Genomic DNA, 18,210 nt, shown 5'->3' with positions numbered 1-18,210 from the left:
CTAGCGGTTCAGCCAGGCGGTGAAGCGCTGCTCGAGGTCCGAGCCGTGCTCCAGCCAGAACTCGGTATCCATCCGCAAGGCGCCATCGACATGGTTGCTCATCATCAGCGGATTGGCCGCCAGCAACGCCGGGTTCCGCGCGACCGAGGCGGTGACGGGATTGACCGGCCAGGCCGCCGACAGGGCGAGCAAGGGCGCCTCATCGGTCAGGCTTTCGATCAGCCGCATCGCCATCGCGGTGTGTTCGGAGCCACGCACCACCGCCCAGAAATCATAGGTGTAGAGCAAGGTCTCCCATCGCAGCGCCAGCGGCGCCCCGGCGCGGATGGCATTGGCGGTCCGGCCGACGAAGCCGAAGGCGTAATCCACCTCGCCGGCATTGATCAGTTCGATCGGCTGCTGCCCGCCGCTCCAGAACATCAGCGAGGGGCGAAGCTGGTCCAGCCGGGCGAAGGCACGGCGCTGCCCCTCGGGCGTCGCCAGCAGCGGATAGACATCAGCCATGGCGACGCCATCGGAGAGCAAAGCGATTTCCATGGTCATGCGCGCCCCGCGCCGCATCGCGCGACGGCCGGGAAAGCGCGCCACATCCCAGAACTCGGCGAAGCTCGCGGGACCGTTCGCATGCCGGTGGTTGTCATAGAAGACCGAGACGCCCCAACCGATCGCGCCCGCACCGCATTCGCTGGTGCCGCCCGGCAGGAATTTTTGGCGATCCACGACCGACCAGTCGATGCGCTCGAACATGCCATCGTCGCAGCCCTGGACGAGATCCGGCGCCTCCACCAGCACCACATCCCAGGTCACGTTGCCGGCACGCACCATCGCCCGGATCGGCCCGACATTGTAGTCATAGGCGGTGTCGGCGACCGCGATGCCATTGGCCGCGGCGAAGGGCTGGAACAGGGTCCGCCGCATGTGATCCTGCAAGGGGCCGCCGCCGGCGACCACGGTCAGATCCCGCGCCGAGGCCCCAAATGCCAAGGCGATCATCACCGCCGCCAAGCCCAATCGCCTCATGCCAGCCTCCGTGCCACGGCCGGCATGCTACCAGCCGGGGCCTCAGCCCAACAGGGTCTCGGGCGTGAAGGGATGGCGCGGGGGCGCAGGCCCAGCGTCATGGATGGCAGCGGCCAGCGCCGCGACGGTTGGGGCGAAACCCGGTTCGCCCGTGCCCTGGAAGGGCTGGTCGGGGCGCCGGATCAGGCGGACCCCGACCACCGGCACCTCGGAAAAGCGCAGGATCGGATAGGCCAGGCGGAGAGCCGCGGATTGGCCGCCAGGCTGGCCGGAAGGCTCATGTCCGCCGGGACTCGATGGCGTCCCAGATCGCCGCCTCAAGATGCACGCCATCGAAGCGCGCGACCTCCTGCAGCCCGGTGGGGGAGGTCACGTTGATCTCGGTGAGGTAGCCGCCGATCACATCGATGCCGACGAAGATCATCCCCGCCTTCTTCAGGTCGGGGCCGATGCGGGCGCAGATCTCGCGCTCGCGCTCGGTCATCACGGTGGGCTCGGGGCGGCCGCCGACATGCATGTTGCTGCGGGATTCGCCGGCCGCCGGCACCCGGTTGATGGCACCCAGCGGCTCGCCGTCGATCAGGATGATGCGCTTGTCGCCCTCCCGCACCGCCGGCAAATATTGCTGCACCATCAACGGCTCGCGCGTGCGCTCGGCGAAGAGTTCGAGCAGCGAATTCACGTTGGAATCCTCCGGCCGCAAATGGAACACCCCCGCCCCGCCATTGCCGAACAGCGGCTTGATGATGATGTGGCCGTGTTTTTGGCGGAAGGCGGCGATCTCAGCCTTGTCCAGCGTCACCAGCGTGTCGGGCATCAGATCCGGGTAGTTCAGAACGAACAGCTTCTCGGGCGCGTTGCGGACCGAGGCAGGGTCGTTCACCACCAGCGTCTTGGGATGGATCATCTCCAGCAGATGGCTTGCGGTGATATAGGCCATGTCGAAGGGCGGATCCTGGCGCATCAGCACCACATCCATGGTCGAGAGATCCAGCGTCTCGACGGGGCCGAAGGTGAAGTGGTTTCCCTTCTGCCGCCGGACCTCGACCGGATGCGCCCGGGCACGGATCTGGCCATGGGCATAGGTCAGGTCACGGACATGGTAGTGCCAGAGCGCGTGACCGCGCGCCTGGGCTTCCAGCATCATGACAAAGGTGCTGTCGCCGTCGATGCCGATGCTTTCCATCGGGTCCATCTGCACCGCGATCTTCAGGGGGCGCGCCATACCAACAGTCCTCGGATGATTTCGCCACCGATGGCAGAGCCCGCGCCCACTGGCAAACGCCCAGGGCCAGTTGACCGAAGCGCGCCAGTGTCGCTTGTTCCCCCCATGCGACCCCTGACCGGGGCGGCAAGGGTGGCCGGGGTGCTCGGCTGGCCGGTCGCCCATTCCCGATCCCCCCTGCTCCACGGCACCTGGCTCGAACGCCATGGCATCGATGGCGCCTATCTGCCGCTGCCGGTGGCGCCCGAGCATTTCGCCGACGCCGTGCGCGCGCTGATGCATCTCGGCTTCCGGGGGGCGAATGTGACCATCCCGCACAAGCAGGCGGCCTATGACCTCTGCGACGAGCGCGAGGCCACCGCCGAGCGCGCCGGGGCGGTGAATACGCTGGTCTTCCGCGACGGGCGGATCATCGGCAGCAACACCGATGGCTGGGGGTTTTGCGAGTCGTTGCGCGAGCAGGTGCCGGGCTGGCGGGCGGATGCGGGGCCCGCGGTGATGCTGGGCGCCGGCGGCGCCGCGCGGGCCATTGCCGCGCGGCTGCTGGACGAGGGCTGCCCGCGCCTGATCCTGGTGAACCGCAGCCTGGACCGCGCCGAGGCGCTGGCCCGCAGCCTGGGCGGGCTGGTGGAGATCGCGGCCCGGCCGGAGCTGTCGGGCGCGGCGCTGCTGGTGAACACCACCAGCCTCGGGATGCATGGGCAGCCGCCGCTGGAGATCGACCTCACGCCGTTGCCTGCCACCGCCGTGGTCGCCGATATCGTCTATGTGCCGCTGGAGACCCCGCTGCTGGCGGCCGCCCGGGCGCGCGGGCTGCGCGGGGCCGAGGGGCTGGGGATGCTGCTGCACCAGGCGCGCCCGGGCTTTCACGCATGGTTCGGCGTGGACCCCCAGGTGGATGCCGATTTGCGCCGGGTCGTGGCGGCCGACATCCCCCCCAAATGAATATCTGGGCATGAAAATTTGGGGCCTCACCGGCAGCATCGGGATGGGCAAGACCACCACCGCCAATGCCTTCCGCCGCCTCGGCGTGCCGGTCTTCGATGCCGATGCCGCCGTGCATGCCTTGCAGGCGCGCGGCGGGGCCGCGGTGCGCCCGATCGGTAGCGCCTTCCCCGGCACGGTCCGCGATGGGGCGGTGGTGCGCGAGGCGCTGCGCGCCGCCGTGCTGGCCGATCCCGCCGCGCTCAAACGGCTGGAGGCGATCGTCCACCCGCTGGTGCGGGACGCCGAGGCCCGCTTCCTCCGCGCCTGCCGCCGCCGCGGCGATGCGATCGCCCTTCTGGATATCCCGCTGCTGTTCGAGACCCGCAACGCCACCGAACGCCGCTACATCCACAAAATCCTGGTCGTCTCCGCCCCTCACGCCGTCCAGCGGGCGCGGGTGCTGCGCCGTCGGGGCATGACGCCGGAGCGCTTCGCCGCCATCCTGGCGCGGCAGATGCCCGATTCCCAGAAACGCCGCCTGGCCGACCGGGTGATCCCCACCGGCCTGTCCCGCCACCACACCCAGGCGGCGATCCGCCGATTGGTGCGGTCCCATGCGTGAGATCGTCCTCGACACCGAAACCACCGGCCTCGACCCGCTGCTCGGCGACCGGGTGATCGAGGTCGCGGCCATCGAGCTGGAAAACCTGCTTCCGACCGGCCGCACCTTCCATTGCCTGGTGGACCCCGAGCGCGACATCCCGGCCGAGGCGACCAAGGTCCATGGCTTCACCCGCGACGACCTGCGCGGCAAGCCGCTGTTCTTCAAGATCGTCGCGGAGATGATGGAATTCCTCGGCGATGCCCCGATCATCGCCCATAACGCGCCCTTCGATTTCGGCTTCCTGGACGCGGAGCTGAAACGCGCCGGCCAAAAACCGCTGGATCGGTCGCGGATGGTCGATACCTACGCCATCGCCCGCGAACGCTACCCGGCGGCCCCCAACAGCCTGGATGCGCTGTGCCGGCGGTTCGAGATCGATCTCTCCGAACGCACTACCCATAATGCGTTGCTGGACGTGCAGCTGCTGGCGCGGGTCTATCTGGAACTGCGCGGCGGGCGGCAGCCGGGGCTGACCCTGGCCGCCAATGCGGCGCAGGAGGATGACGCCCCGATCGCGGTGATCGCCGGGCTCGCCGGCCCGCGGGTGCCGCGCCCGATCCTGCTCGATGCCGCGACGCTGGCCGCCCATGCCGCTTTCGTCGCGAAGCTGAAGGATCCGCTTTGGCAACAGCCGCCCTTTGCGGCGGCGACGCCGGGCGGCTAGACCAGCCCGGAAATCGGGGAGGCAAGGTCATGTCGGACGGACGGCTCGTAATCGGCAATCGGCGGTATTCCTCCTGGTCCCTGCGCGGCTGGATGGCCGTGCGGCTCGCCGGGCTCAAGGTCACGGTGACGACCATCCCGATGACCCGCGTGGATGGCGCCGGTGCCACCCCGGCGATCAAGGCCGTGGCCCCGGCCGGGCTGGTGCCCTTCCTCGAACACCAGGGCGCGCTGGTCTGGGAGAGCCTGGCCATCTGCGAATATTGCGCGGAACTCGCCCCCGCCCTCTGGCCCGCCGACCGGGCCGCGCGCGGCACGCTGCGCAGCATCGCGACCGAGATGCATGGCGGCTTCCTGCCGCTGCGCCGGGCCTTCCCGATGAACCTCGGCGCACGGGCCAGCACCGCAGTGCGGGACGCGCGCATGTCGGCGGAGATCGCGGCCGACCTCACCCGGATCGCCGCCCTTTGGGCGCAGGCAATCGCGCTGACCGGCGGGCCGTTCCTGAACGGCGCCGCGCCGGGTGCCGCCGATGCCATGTATGCCCCGGTGGTGAACCGTATCCACGGCTGGAACCTCACGCTGCCGCCGGCGGCCAGCGCCTATGTCGAGGCGCTGCTGGCGCATCCCGCCATGCGCGAATGGCAGGCGGATGCCGATGCCGAGCCGGCGGAATGGATCCTGCCGCATTACGAGGCGATGATTTCGGACGAGCAGTTGCGATGAACACCGCGACGCTGCTCGACCACGTCGGGATCTGCGCGACCGACCCGCGCCCGGTCTGGGCCGCCTATGAGGCGCTGGGCTTCACCCTCTCCCCCTTCGCGCAGCAATCGGGCGGTTCGCCGCCGGCGCTGCTCGGCACCGGCAACCGCTGCGCGATGCTGCGGCGGGGCTATGTCGAGCTGCTGGGGATCGTCGATCCCACGCTGTTCGACAATGGGCTGTCGCGGTTCCTCGACCGCTACCAGGGCCAGCACATCGTCGCCTTCGCGATGGCGGATGCCGAGGCGAACCTCGCCCGGCTGCGCGCCGCCGGGCTCGACATCCCCGGCATCGCCTGGCTGGAACGGCCGGTCGAGGCGCCCGACGGCCCCCGCGCCCGCTTCGCCCGCCTGCCCTTCCCGGACGCGCCCGAGGGCCGGCTGCAACTGATCCAGCATCTGACCCCGGAACTGCTGTGGCAGGAGCGCTGGCTCACCCACGCCAACCACGCGGTGGCGCTGGAGGAGAGCCTCCTCATCGCGGCCAGCCCGGCCGAGAGCGCCGCCCGGCTCTCCCGCCTCTGCGGCCTGCCGCTGCTGCCCGATCCGGCGGGCGGCTTCGCGCTGCCGCTGCCCCAGGGCGGGCGGGTCCGCATCCTCCCGCCCGAGGCGCTGGAGGCGGTGCTGCCCGGTGTGGTGGCGCCTGGCCTGCCCTTTCTCGCCGGGGTGACGCTGCGCACCGATGACGGCAATGCCGCCGCCAGCGCGCTGCCGGTGCGGCCGGTGCCGGGTGGGTTGATGGTGGAACCGCAGCTCGCCGGAGGCACCGCGCTGGTCTTCGCTGCATGAGGGCCAGCACGGTCGGGGCCTCGCTGCGGAGCTACTACGCCCCTGGCCGGGCGGCGCTGCTGGATGGGTTCCACGCCCGGTTCCTACGGCCGGGCGATGTCGGCTTCGACATCGGCGCCCATGTCGGGGATCGCAGCGCCAGCTTTCGGCGCCTGCATGCGAGGGCCGTGGCGGTGGAGCCGCAGCCGGCGCTGCTGCGCGCGCTGCGGCTGATCTTCCACCGTGACCCGGGCGTGGCGCTGGTCGCGGCCCTGGTGGGGGCGGCGCCAGGCAGCGCCACGCTGCGGCTGAATTCCCGCAACCCGACCGTGGCCTCCGCCTCAGAGGCCTTCATCGCCGCAGCCGAAGGGGCCGCGGGCTGGGACGACCAGGTCTGGGATGGCGCGCTGCTCCTGCCGGTGACGACGCTGGATGCGCTGGCGGCGGAGCATGGCCCGCCCGCCTTCGTGAAGATCGATGTGGAGGGCTATGAGGCCGAGGCGCTGGCCGGGTTGAGCCGCGCGGTGACGGCGCTGTCCTTCGAATTCACCACCATCCAGCGCGACGTGGCTTTGGCCTGCCTTTCGCGGCTGGGGCAGCTCGGGCCCTATCGCTTCAATGCCTGCCTCGGGGAATCCTATCGTCTGGCGCTGCCAGGCCCGGTCGGCGCCGAGGATATGGCCGCCTGGATCCAGGCCCTGCCGCATGCGGCCAATTCGGGCGATGTCTATGCGGCGCTGGATGGGCGCGTGCTGCTCCCGTGACCTTCGAGGCCCTCACCCGGCATCTGGCCCTGGGCGCGGCGCTGGCGCTGCTCTCTGCGCTTGTCGTGGCCTTCATGATCCGCTTCCCGGTCATGGACCCGCCCGAGGCGCGCAAGGCGCATAAGGTGCCGACCCCGCGCGGCGGCGGCGTCGGCATCGTCGTCGCCTTCATGACCGGCATCGCCGCGCTCTATGTGGCCGCGCGCTTCGCCCGGATCGAGGAGATGCAGTTCCTCGGCGTGATCGCCGCGGCGCTGGCGATCGCCATCGTCTCCTTCATCGACGATGTGAAGAATTTGCGATTTTCGGCCAAGCTCGCGGCCCAGACCCTGGCGGCGCTGGTGGCGATCGGCTCGGGGCTGGTGGTGGACCGGATCGCCATCCCCTGGGTGGGGGAGCTGTCGCTGGGATACTGGGGCGCATTGGCGACGGTGTTCTGGATCGTCGGCTGCACCAATGCGGTGAACTTCATGGATGGGCTGGATGGGCTGGTCGGCGGCACCTGCCTGATCGTCTGCGCCGTGCTGGCCGTGGTCGCGGCCGGGCAAGGGGGCTGGTTCGTCTATGCCACAGCGTTGCTGTTGGGGTCAGGCATCCTCGGCTTCCTGCCGTTCAACCTGCATCCCGCGCGCATCTTCATGGGCGATGTGGGCAGCCAGTTCCTCGGCTTCATGCTGGCGGTGCTGGCGGTTGCGGCGGCGGGGTTCGATTCCGCGCAGATCTCGTTCCTTATCGTGCCGCTGCTGATGTTCGGCCTGCTCGCCGATGCCGCCTTCACCTTGCTCCGGCGGGCGCTCAAGGGGGTCTCGGTCGCGGCCCCGCATCGCGCGCATCTCTATCAGACGGCACAGCTTTCGGGCGTTCCCATCCGGGTGGTGGCGGGCATTCATTGGGGTTTCGCATTGTTTCATGGGGGGCTGGTTTGGCTCTTTCTGGCCTTGCCGGGTACGATGAAGCCTCTGGTGGTGCTGCCCGCTCTCGCGGTGCAGGCCACATGGGCCGCCTATGTCGTCGTGCGGATGCGTCGCGCGGGGCTGAGTTGGCAGGACTGAGCCATCTCACGTTTGCGTGACGCGTCAAAACCGCGAGGTTTCGCCCGGCGTTGAGGAGATGTGATCCTGACCGATATCCCCTCACCGCGAGAGATCGCTCGAAACGGTGCGCTTTTCCTCGACTTCGACGGAACTCTTGTCGATATCGCACCGACCCCCGAATCCGTTCACGTCCCCGCAAGCCTGCCCGGACTGCTCATTCGGGTCGCGGCCCGGCTGGAGGGGGCGCTGGCGATCCTGACCGGGCGGCCGCTCGCGGTCGTGGACGCCTTCCTGGCACCCGCCCGTTTCGCCGCCGGCACGGAGCATGGCTCCTTCCTGCGCCATACCCCGGACGCCACCCCAATTGCCACGACCGGCACGGAAGTGCCCCAGGCCTGGCGCGACCAGGCGGACCGGCTGCGCGCACGCTTCCCCGCCGCACAGGTCGAGCACAAGCAGGCGGGGTTCGCGGTGCATTTCCGCGCCAACCCCGAAGCCGGCCCGCCGATCGAGATCGCCTTGGCCGCCCTGGTCGAGACCGATCCGCGCTTCGCCCTGCTGCCGGCCCGCATGGCCTGGGAAGTGAAGCCCCGTGGAGCCGACAAGGGCACGGCGCTGGAGGCGCTGATGCGAGCGGCACCGTTCCTCGGGCGCCGGCCGATGATGATCGGCGATGATGTGACCGATGAAGACGCGATGGCCGCCGCGCGCCGTGCCGGCGGCTGGGGCCTGCGCCTGCAGGATACTTTTGGCGATCCCGCGGCGTTACACGTCTGGCTCGCGGCGATTGCCGAGGCGTGCCCAAATAATGCGATGCCGCAGTGAACCGGCCATGATGCGGGAGGACATGTTTTGGCACGCCTGGTAATCGTCTCCAACCGGGTTCCGGCCCCCAGGCCGAACAAGGAAGAAAAGGCGGGCGGGCTGGCGGTCGCGCTGAAGGACGCGCTGACCGGGCGGCCCGCGTTGTGGTTTGGCTGGTCAGGACATATCAGCGCCTCGACCGAGCCCAATGTTCACGTCGTCGGCGACACCACCTTCTGCACGCTGGACCTGACCGAGCGCGAGCATCGGCTGTATTACGCTGGCTTCTCCAACGGGATGCTGTGGCCGCTGCTGCATTACCGGGTCGGGCTCACGGAATTCCGGCGCGAGGAGCTTGAGGGCTATCGCGCCGTCAACGAAAAATTCGCCAATTCCCTCATGCCGCTGCTGCGGCCGGACGACATGATCTGGGTCCATGACTTCCACCTGATCCCGCTCGGCGCGGCCTTGCGGGCGCTGGGGGCGAAGCAGCGCGTCGGCTTCTTCCTGCATGTCCCCTTCCCGCCGGCGGCGCTGTTCGATGCGCTGCCGCAGGGCCAGGGCCTGCTTGCCGATTTGAAAGCCTATGACCTGGTCGGCGTGCAGACCGAGAGCGATGCCGAGAATCTGCGCAATGCCATGCATGACGGCGCGCATGTCGGCGCCTTCCCGATCGGCATGGATGCCGCCGGCTTCGCCGCCGATGCGGTGAAATCCGTGCGCCGCAAGGAGGCCCTGCGCCTCTCCGCCAGCCTCAGCGGACGCGCGCTGATCCTGGGCGTGGACCGGCTCGATTACTCCAAGGGACTGCCGGAACGGTTCAAGGGCTATGCGGCGCTGCTCAAACGCTTCCCCGAGCACCGCAACAAGGTGACCTTCCTCCAGGTCGCCCCGATCAGCCGGGGCGATGTGGCGCAATACCGCGCGCTGAAGCGCGAGCTGGACGAGTTGGCGGGCCGGATCAACGGCGAGCACGGCGACATCGACTGGAACCCGATCCGCTGGATCACCCGCGGCGTGCCGCGGGCGCAGCTTGCCGGCTTCCATCGCCTCGCGCGGGTCGGGCTGGTGACGCCACTGCGCGACGGGATGAACCTCGTGGCCAAGGAATTCATCGCCGCGCAGAACCCGCATGATCCGGGTGTGCTGGTGCTGTCCCGCTTCGCGGGTGCGGCGGCCGAGCTCAAGGGCGCGATCCTGGTGAATCCGCACGACCCCGAGGAAATCGCCGAGGGGCTGCACGCCGCGCTGACCATGGACACCGCCGAGGCGAAGTCACGCTGGGCGGTGGATATGGAGACGATCCTGGCAAACTCCGCCGCGCATTGGTCGCAGCGCTTCATCGATGCGCTGCAGGCGTCTCAGGCCGCGTTGGTGAACTGAAGCGCGGCCAGCCGGGCGTAAAGCCCGCCCTGGCGCACCAGCGCGTCATGCGTGCCGGTCGCGACGATGCGCCCGGCCTCCATCACCACGATCCGGTCGGCGCGGCGCACGGTCGCGAGGCGATGCGCCACCACCAGCGTGGTGCGGCCTTGCGCCAGCCGGGCCAGGGCCAGTTGCACCGCCTGTTCGGATTCCGCATCCAGCGCGCTGGTCGCCTCATCCAGCAGCAGGATCGGCGGGTCGCGCAGGATGGCGCGGGCGATGGCGATGCGCTGCCGCTGGCCACCCGAAAGCATCACCCCCCGCGCGCCGAGGAAGCTGTCGTAGCCTTGCGGCAGCGCCTCGACGAACCCGCCGGCGGCGGCGGCCTCGGCGGCGGCGCGGACCTCGGCCATGGTGGCATCGGGGCGGCCGTAGCGGATGTTCTCCGCCGCCGTGGCGCTGAAGATCACCGGATCCTGCGGCACCAGCCCAAGGCGGCCGCGCAGGGCGGCGGGATCGACCCGGGCGATATCCACCCCATCGACCAGCACCCGCCCCGAACCGGGGTCGTAGAAGCGCAGCAGCATCTGGAGCACCGTGGTCTTGCCGGCGCCCGAGGGGCCAACCAGCGCCACCGTCTCCCCCGGCGACACCTCCAGCGAGAAGCCTTCCAACGCCGATTGGCGGGGCCGGGTCGGGTAGTGGAAGGTCACGTTCTCCAGCGCCAGCCGGCCTTGGGGCGGGCTCGGCAGCAGCAGCGGGCTGGCGGGGGCGGCGATGCCGGGCACCTCGGCCAGCAGCTCCAGCAGCCGGTCGGCGGCGGCGGCGGCGCGCTGGATCTCGCCCCAAAGCTCGCTGATGGTGGCGCCGGAGCTTGCCATCAGCACCGCGTAGAAGATGAAGGCCGACAATTCGCCCGCCGTCATCCGCCCGGCGATCACATCCTGCCCGCCAACCCAGAGGCTGAAGGTGATCGCCCCGAAGCCCAGCAGGATGACGATCAGGATCAGCCCGGCGCGGGAGGCGATGCGGCGCAGCGCCGCCTGGACCGAACCCTCGATTTCATTCGAGAAGCGCTGGCGGTCCACCGGCTCATGGGTGAAGGCCTGCACGGTGCGCAGCCCGTTCAGCGTCTCCTCCGCGGTCGCGGCCAGATCGGCGATCCGTTCCTGCGCCGCCTTGGACAGGCGGCGTTCGCGGCGGCCGAACAACACCAGCGGCACCATCACCATCGGCACCACGATGACGATGAGACCCGCGAGCTTGGGGCTGGTCACCACCAGCAGGATGAAGGCGCCGATGGCGGTGATCGTCGTCCGCAGCCCCATCGAGATCGCCGAGCCGATCAGCGATTGCAGCAGCGCGATATCCGCCGTGAGGCGGGAGAGGATGTCCCCGGTGCGCGCCGTCTCGAAGAAAGTGGAGGACAGGGTGATGACATGGTTGAAGACGCTGCGCCGCAGATCGGCCGCAACCCGCTCCCCCAGCCAGGAGACGAGGTAGTAGCGAGCGGCCGAGGCGAAGGCCAACCCCGCCACCACCGCCAGCAGGAACAGCGCCGCGCGGTTGAGGTTCGCCGCGCTGCGGCTGGTGAAGCCGTTGTCGATCAGCCCCTTGAGCCCCTGGCCGACCAGCAGCACCAGCCCCGCCGCGACCAGCAGGGCCACCGCCGCCCCGATGGCGCGGCCGGCATAGGGGCGCAGATAGGGGAAGATCAGACGCAGGGAGGCGATGGGCGGGCGTGCAGGCTGTTCCAACGACATCAACTCACCCCCGTCAATCGGCCGATAGATTGGAACGCCGGGGCGGCGCGGCCAGGGGTCGCCTACCGCACTGCATCAAGAAGGGCGTCGGGGAGTGCCATTGGCCGGGCCGCATAGGTCCAGACCAGCCAGGCCTCGACCCGCCGGCCCGGGAAGGTCTGCCGCAGCAGCGTCCGGTAGGCCGCCATCTGGCGCAGGTAGAGGGGCGCCACCTGCGCCGGGCTCTCGGGCGGGGGGCGGTTGGTCTTGTAGTCCAGCACCACCACCCGGTCCGGCGTGACCAGCAGCCGGTCCACCTGCCCCGACAGCAGCCGGTCCCCGATCCGCCCCACGATCGGCGCCTCGGCGAGGCTGCCCGGGCCGAAGACCTCCCGGAGTTGCGGGTGGTCGAGGATCGCCATCGCCTCGGCGAGCACCCCCTCCTCCATCCTCGCGCCCAGCCCCTGGCGCGCCAGCCAGGTCGCGCCGGCGGCGGCACGCCCGGCGGCGGGCAGGTCCGGCAGATGCTGCAACAGCGCATGCACCAGCCGCCCCCGCCGAAACCGCTCGCCGCGCGGATCGGCACGGCCATGCGGGGCGGCGGCGGGGGTTTCCTCCTCGCCGGGCAGGCCGGAGGGGGAGAGCGGATCGGCCCGCGCCTCGGGCGCCGCCGGAATGGCGGCCCAAAGCGGGAGCGTATGGGCCGCGCCGCCCGGGGTTGCCACGGCGGCGCGGCGGGGCTCGGCGATCTGCGGCGTGACCAGGCGCCGCAAAGGCAGCCCGCCGGTGTCGCTGCCGGGCGGGCCATGGGGGAAGGGCGCGTCCTCCACCCCCGCCAGCCGGTCGAAGCCGGCCGCGACCTTGGCATGCCAGCCCGGCGCGGATTTGCGCTGCCAGCCGCAGACGATCAGCCGGTCCTCCGCCCGCGTCAGCGCGACATAGAGCAGACGGTTGTCCTCCTCCGCCCGCGCCTGGGCCTCGGCCTGGACCAGCGCCTCGAAGGCGGGGATTTTCCGGGCCTCGGGGCGGCGCGGGGTGAACAGCGGCAGGGTCATGCCGCGATGCTGGGCGAAGGCCAGCACCTCGCGCCCCTGGCCGGGGCCGACATCGGGCAGGAAGACGATCGGCGCCTGGAGGCCCTTGGCGTTGTGGACGGTCATGATCCGCACCGCATCGGCGCCGCTTTCGGCCTCTCGCTTCACCTCGGCGCCGCCCGCGCGCAGCCGGTGCAGGAAGCCTTGCAGGTCCGGCGGGTGGCGGCGCTCATCGGCCAAAGCCGCGTTCAGCAGCTCGTCCAGCGGGTCGGCCGCCTCCGGCCCCAGCCGCGCGAGCAGCCGCGCGCGGCCGCCATCCTCGGCCAGCAGCCCGGCGAGCAGGCTATGCGGCGTGGCCCCGGCGGCGCGGGCGGCGACGCCCGCCAGCCAATCCGCCGCGGCCCCGAGCGGCCCGGCCCCCGCCCGATGCGCCATCAGCGCGGCCCAGAGGCTGCCAAGCCGGCCATGGGCCAGGGTGAACAGCCGCTCCTCATCCAGCCCGACCAGGGGTGATTTCAGCACCGCCGCGAGCGACAGGTCATCCTCCGGCAGCAGCAGCACGTCGCAGAGGGCGAGCAGGTCCACCACCGCGATCTGCTCGGTCAGCGCCAGGCGATCGACGCCGCCGACCGGCACGCCGCGGGCCTTCAACGCGGCGGTCAGAGCGGCGAGGAAGGGCTTGTACCGCTTCTGCACCAGCACCAGCACATCGCCCGCGCGGATCGGCCGGTCGCGGGCAGGCAGGCGTTCCGCGGCGATCATGCCGGCGATGCGGGCGGCGATCGCCTCGGCGCATTCGGCCGCCGCATCGGGGGCGGAGACGGGGGTGTCGGGGACGATCCAGGCCTCGGCCTCGGCCACCGGCTGGCGGCGGAACAGCGGCCAAAGCTCGACCTCCCCCGCCTGCCCCGCGCGGTCGGCGACGTGGCGCAGGCTGTGGGTCGGGGCGACCACACCCTCGGCGGCCTCAGGCGCGGCGAAGACGGCATCGACCAGCGCCAGCACCGGCGGGGTGGAGCGAAAGGAGACGTTGAGCGGCACGGTCGCGAAGGTCTGCCCGGCCGCCGCCACATCGCGGGCGAAGCGGCGGCGCTCGCGCTCGAACCCGGCCGGATCGGCGCCCTGGAAGGCGTAGATCGACTGCTTTGGGTCGCCGACCGCGAAGACGGTGCGGATGCGGTCGCGGCTGCCCTGGCCGGTGAAGAACTCGCCGGCCAGGGCGCCGGCGATGGCCCATTGCGCGCGGTTGGTGTCCTGCGATTCATCCAGCAGCAGATGGTCCAGCCCGCCATCCAGGCGGAACAGCACCCAGGCGCTGCCGGGGTCGCGCAGCAGCGCCTCGGCCGCGGCGATCAGATCGTCGTAATCCAGCAGCCCGGCGCGGCGTTTCTGGGCGCGGTAGGCGTCGCGGATCGGCACCGCCAAAGCGGCGAAGGCCAGCGAGGCGGCACGCAGCCGGTGCCCGGCGCATTCGGCCTCGATCCCGGCCAGGCGCGCGGCCTCGGCCTGCATCGCCTCCAGCACCTCCTGGTGGTTGGCGCCGAGACCCCCCTTGGTGGCGAGGTTCCGTTCCGCCTTTGCCTCCAGCTTCTGGGTCAGGAACACGTCCCGCCATTCCTCGAAGCGGGCGCGGCGCGGCACCTCGGGCAACGCCAGCCAGGCGGACATGGCGAGGCCGCGCTTGGCATCCGAGCCATCGGGCTTGGTCCGCGCCTTCATCAGCGCGATGCGGAGCAGGCTGTCCGGCGGGGCGCAGGCGCGGCAGCGCACGGCCTCCTCATCGGCATCCGGGTCCACGCCGGCCCATTCGGCCAGCGCCCGACTGAGCGCGGCCGCCGCCACCGTATCGGCGGGCAGGCCGTCGCGGCGGGAGAGGGCGGTGCGCAGCGCGTCATCCAAGCCCCGGCTATCGGTCTCGCCGGCCAGGAAGGCCAAGGCCTCGACCGGCCCCGCGCCGACGGCCAGCGCCTGTTCGCGGGCGGCGGCGGTCAGCGCGGTCTGCTCCACCGTCTCCGCGACGCGGAACCGCGGCGGCAGTTGCGCCTCGATCGGGAAGCCGCGCAGCAGCCCTTGGGCGAAGGCGTGGATGGTGCTGATCCGCATGCCCCCCGGCAGGTCCAGCACCGTCGCGAACAGGCTGCGCGCCCGGGTCAGGGTCGCCGCATTCGGCACCGTGCCGGTCAACTCGGTCAGCGAGGCAGCGAGCCCCGCCGCATCCGCCACCGCCCATTCGCCCAGGCGCCGGTTCAGCCGGTTCGCCATCTCCGCCGCCGCCGCCTTGGTGAAGGTCAGGCACAGCAGCCGCCCCGGCTCCTGCCCCGGCACCAACAGCAGCCGCAGCACGCGGTCGGTCAGCACCTTGGTCTTGCCCGACCCGGCCGAGGCATCGACCCAGGCCGAGACCACCGGGTCCGAAGCTTCCCGCTGCGAGGCAGCGGCCACACGCGCGGCGCCGCTCATGCCTCGTCGTCCCCCTCGCCCCATTCATCCTCACGCGACAGATGCGCGTAATCGGAGCCCATGGCCGACCGCTTGGGGTGCGGCCGGGCCAAAAAGGCCGTGCGCGCGCGGAGAAAACGCCGGGCCAGTTCGCGCGTCTGGTCCAGCGCATGCGCGGCCATGGCCTCGATCTTCTCCACGGTATCGGCCGGCACGCGCAGCTCCCCCGGCTCCCCGCCGCCCGAGAGGCGGCGATACTCCAACCGCGTCACCAGATGCCCCGGCGGCACGCCCGGCAGGGCATCGGCGCCGATCATCGCGGCCTCCAGCGGCAGTTGCGGCTTGTGGCCCTCCGCCACCGCCTTGTTGCCCGGCAGCGCCCCGGTCTTGAAGTCGAGCAGCGCCAGCCCGCCGCCGGGCAGCAGATCCACCCGATCCGCCCGCCCGGTCAGCGTCACCGGCGGCGACAGCCCCAGCGACAGCCGCCCGGCGAGTTCCGGCAGGCGCAGGCTCGGCGGCGCCGCATCCTCGATCGCCACCACCCAATCGCCGATCCGGGCCAGCCGCGCCTGCCAGAAGGCCAGCAGCGCCGGGCGCACGGCATAGGGCTCCAGCGCCCGCGCGGCGGCTTCGGCGAAGAGCGCGCGGGCGACCTCAGCGCCGGGCCAGGGCTGGCCATGCAGCCGCCGCGCCCAATCGGCCATGGCGGCATGCACGGCGATGCCGAAATCCTGCGCGCCCAGGTCCGCGTCCAGATCGTCGAGGCGGCGCAGCTTCAGGATGCGCCGGGCGTAGAAGGCATAGGGGTCGGCGATCAGGGCCTCGACCTCGGTGACCGAGATCGTGTCCGGCCGGGCATGCAGCGGCGGGTTGGGCGCGGGGCGGGCAAAAGCTCCGGGCGGCGGCTGGCGGTCCAGCGCCTCGGCCCAGGCGGCGGCGGGGTGCTCGGGCAAGGGCTGCCCCTGCCCGCCCAGGAAGGTCGCGAGCCGGGTCAACCAGCGCGCCGGCTGGGTCGGCGCGCCGCCGCGCTTTTGTGCGCGCGAGAGCACCACTTCGGTGCAGGAGGCCGCGAGCAGCAGGAAATCGGCCGCCTGCCGCCCGATGCGCGCCTCCACCTCCGGCAGCCCGAAATCCCGCCGCATCGGGCGGGAGAGCCAGGGGCCGGGATCGGTGCCGGCGGGCCAGAGCCCTTCCTCCAGCGCCCCCAGCACCACGCGGTCGAAGCGTTGCAGCCGGGATTCGAGCAGGCCGAGGATCGCGACGCGCGGATGCGCGCCCCGGCCCCGGGTGGCGCGGATGGCCGGTGCCAATGGCCCCTCCAGCGCCGCATCGAACAGGCTCGGCCAGGCGGAGGGCGCGATCGGCGGGAGGGCGGCCATCGCCGGTTCCAGCGCCGCGAGGTGCAGCGCCAGCGGCTCGCCCTCCTCCCCGGCGTAGAGGCGCAAACCGCCCTCGCGGTCATCGGTCGCGGCCAGGGCCTCGGCCGTGGCCATCTGGGCGGCCAGTAGCTCGGCCGGCTCGCGCTCCGGCGCATGCGGTAGGCGGTCGAATCCCGCGAAGCAGCGGTCGAGTGCTGCCAGCAGCGGCTGCACCTGCGCCCAGCGCTCGGCCCGCGCCTCTCCGGCCAGGCTCGCCTGGGCGGCGGCACGCAGCCCCGCGAGCCCTGGCGCCGGCCGCGCGCCGCGCAGCACCCAGATCTCCAGCGCGCGGACCATGGCGATCCAGTCCAGCCGGGACATGCCCCCGGCGGCCAGCGGATGCTTCAGCAGCGACAGCAGCGGCACCGGGGCGAAGTCCTCGGCGACCGCGCGGGCGACCAGGCGCAGGAAGGCGCCGCCCTCGGTTTCGGCCAGCGGCTGGCCGGCGCTGTCATCCGCGACCACGCCGAAACGCAGCAGTTCGGCCGAGACCCGGCGCGCCAGATCCCGATCGGCGGTGACCAGTGCTGCGGTCGCGCCGGGGGTTTCCAGGGTCTCGCGCAAGGCCAGGGCGATGGCGACGGCCTCCGCCTGGGCATCGGGGGCGGCGATGGTGGACAGCCCGGCCAGCGCCGCCCCCCAATCCGCGCGGTCCCGCCAGTCGGGCAGAGCCAGCCCCTCGGCGGGGCGCAGCGCCAGCCCCAGCAGCCGCGCGCGGGCCTCGGGCGCCGTCGCGACCACCACGGGCCAGGGGCGCAAATCGCCGGCCGTGGCCCCCAGCGCCGCCAGCAGCCGTGCCTGCCCGGAAAGCGGATGCGTCGGCGCGGCGCGGATCGCGTCCTCCAGCGCCGGCAGGGGCTCCGGCGCGCCATGCAGCACCACCTCGCCGCGCGGCAGCCGGGCGACCATGGCGAGGAAGGCGACGGCGGCGGGAATGGTGCCGCCCGCCCCGATCCCGGCGGCGATCACCGGGTCCTGCGGCGGATCGGCGGCCCAGGCCGCGGTCTGCACCCTGAGGGCGGCGACGCGACGGGCACCGATATCGAGCAGCCCCTGCCCCGCCAGCCAGCCCTGCCAATCGGCCAGCACCGCTTCCAGGAAGCGCAGGGTCACCTGCCAATGGGTCGCGAAATTCTCCGGCACCAAGCTCGCGAGCCGGGCCGGATCGGCATCCTCCAGCGCGATCTCATCCAGCAGCCGGGCCAGTTCGGCGGCCATCGCCCAGGCCTGGGGCGGGGTGCCGGGCCCGCCGAGATGCGCGGGCAGCCGCAGCACGCAGGCCGCCAGCACCGCGAGGCGCCGGGCCGGCTCGACCGCGGGCGGCAGGGCCAGCAGCCCCGGCAGTGCCAGATCCTCGGCATCCTCGACCGACAGCCCGGCCAAGGCGCGCATGCGCGGCAGCAGCATGGCCGGCGCCCCCGAGCCCGCCGCCTGGAGGAAGGCCCCATGCAGCGCCCGGGCGGCACGGCGGGTGGGCAGCAGGATGGTCGCGCGGGCCAGCGCCAGCGGGTCGTCACCGACCTCGCGCAGCACACCCGCCGCCAGGCTGCCGAGGAAATCGGCATGGGCGGGAATGCTG

14 protein-coding genes are annotated in these 18,210 nt (G+C 71.8%); 9 read left to right on the top strand and 5 right to left on the bottom strand.

Annotated elements, in window-relative coordinates; translation table 11 throughout:
* Both C8P66_RS12570 and gshB read right to left on the bottom strand, forming a co-directional pair.
* Positions 1 to 1,020: an extracellular solute-binding protein gene (locus C8P66_RS12570; protein ID WP_111398613.1), complete on the bottom strand. Its 1,020-nt coding sequence runs from the start codon at positions 1,018 to 1,020 to the stop codon at positions 1 to 3.
* Positions 1,021 to 1,297: 277 nt separating this feature from the next.
* A complete protein-coding gene (gene gshB / locus C8P66_RS12565; protein ID WP_111398612.1) occupies positions 1,298 to 2,245 on the bottom strand; it encodes a glutathione synthase in 948 nt (315 codons plus the stop codon).
* A gap of 105 nt (positions 2,246 to 2,350) precedes the next feature.
* On the opposite strand from gshB, the gene C8P66_RS12560 reads away from it, so the two are divergent.
* From C8P66_RS12560 to C8P66_RS12520, 9 genes are read left to right on the top strand one after another with little or no spacing between them, the layout of a single operon-like run.
* Complete coding sequence (locus C8P66_RS12560) at positions 2,351 to 3,190, top strand: shikimate dehydrogenase (RefSeq protein WP_111398611.1); 840 nt, start codon at positions 2,351 to 2,353, stop codon at positions 3,188 to 3,190.
* A gap of 10 nt (positions 3,191 to 3,200) precedes the next feature.
* Positions 3,201 to 3,794, top strand: a complete 594-nt coding sequence (gene coaE / locus C8P66_RS12555; RefSeq protein WP_111398610.1) for a dephospho-CoA kinase — start codon at positions 3,201 to 3,203, stop codon at positions 3,792 to 3,794.
* Positions 3,787 to 4,500, top strand: a complete 714-nt coding sequence (gene dnaQ, locus C8P66_RS12550) for a DNA polymerase III subunit epsilon (RefSeq protein ID WP_111398609.1) — start codon at positions 3,787 to 3,789, stop codon at positions 4,498 to 4,500. Before coaE ends, dnaQ begins: the two co-directional genes overlap by 8 nt.
* Before the next feature lie 29 nt (positions 4,501 to 4,529).
* Positions 4,530 to 5,225: a glutathione S-transferase N-terminal domain-containing protein gene (locus C8P66_RS12545; RefSeq protein WP_111398608.1), complete on the top strand. Its 696-nt coding sequence runs from the start codon at positions 4,530 to 4,532 to the stop codon at positions 5,223 to 5,225.
* Complete coding sequence (locus C8P66_RS12540) at positions 5,222 to 6,052, top strand: VOC family protein (protein WP_111398607.1); 831 nt, start codon at positions 5,222 to 5,224, stop codon at positions 6,050 to 6,052. The genes C8P66_RS12545 and C8P66_RS12540 overlap by 4 nt, the downstream gene beginning before the upstream one ends.
* On the top strand, positions 6,049 to 6,795 hold the full coding sequence (locus tag C8P66_RS12535) for an FkbM family methyltransferase (RefSeq protein ID WP_111398606.1): 747 nt from the start codon (positions 6,049 to 6,051) through the stop codon (positions 6,793 to 6,795). Before C8P66_RS12540 ends, C8P66_RS12535 begins: the two co-directional genes overlap by 4 nt.
* On the top strand, positions 6,792 to 7,847 hold the full coding sequence (locus C8P66_RS12530) for a glycosyltransferase family 4 protein (RefSeq protein WP_111398605.1): 1,056 nt from the start codon (positions 6,792 to 6,794) through the stop codon (positions 7,845 to 7,847). Before C8P66_RS12535 ends, C8P66_RS12530 begins: the two co-directional genes overlap by 4 nt.
* Before the next feature lie 60 nt (positions 7,848 to 7,907).
* Complete coding sequence (gene otsB / locus C8P66_RS12525; protein ID WP_111398604.1) at positions 7,908 to 8,654, top strand: trehalose-phosphatase; 747 nt, start codon at positions 7,908 to 7,910, stop codon at positions 8,652 to 8,654.
* A 27-nt stretch (positions 8,655 to 8,681) separates the two neighbouring features.
* Entirely contained in the window at positions 8,682 to 10,016 is a 1,335-nt protein-coding gene (locus C8P66_RS12520; RefSeq protein WP_111398603.1) for an alpha,alpha-trehalose-phosphate synthase (UDP-forming), read from the top strand.
* On the opposite strand, the gene C8P66_RS12515 is transcribed toward C8P66_RS12520, so the two are convergent.
* The 3 genes from C8P66_RS12515 to addB all read right to left on the bottom strand — a co-directional run bounded on the left by C8P66_RS12515 (position 9,995) and on the right by addB (position 18,206).
* Positions 9,995 to 11,761: an ABC transporter transmembrane domain-containing protein gene (locus tag C8P66_RS12515; protein ID WP_111398602.1), complete on the bottom strand. Its 1,767-nt coding sequence runs from the start codon at positions 11,759 to 11,761 to the stop codon at positions 9,995 to 9,997. The genes C8P66_RS12520 and C8P66_RS12515 overlap by 22 nt on opposite strands.
* A 62-nt stretch (positions 11,762 to 11,823) precedes the next feature.
* Positions 11,824 to 15,234 (bottom strand): double-strand break repair helicase AddA, encoded by a 3,411-nt coding sequence (gene addA / locus C8P66_RS12510; protein ID WP_111398601.1) that lies wholly within the window; start codon positions 15,232 to 15,234, stop codon positions 11,824 to 11,826.
* The gene (addB, locus tag C8P66_RS12505; RefSeq protein WP_281271348.1) at positions 15,231 to 18,206 is read right to left on the bottom strand and encodes a double-strand break repair protein AddB; all 2,976 of its coding nucleotides are present in this window, start codon (positions 18,204 to 18,206) and stop codon (positions 15,231 to 15,233) included. Before addB ends, addA begins: the two co-directional genes overlap by 4 nt.
* Positions 18,207 to 18,210: the final 4 nt, after the last annotated feature.

Source organism: Humitalea rosea, assembly GCF_003253705.1.
GTDB classification, from domain to species: Bacteria; Pseudomonadota; Alphaproteobacteria; order Acetobacterales; family Acetobacteraceae; genus Humitalea; species Humitalea rosea.
The sequence above is the reverse complement of the archived record's forward strand: the minus strand, read 5'-3'. Positions and strand labels throughout refer to the sequence as shown.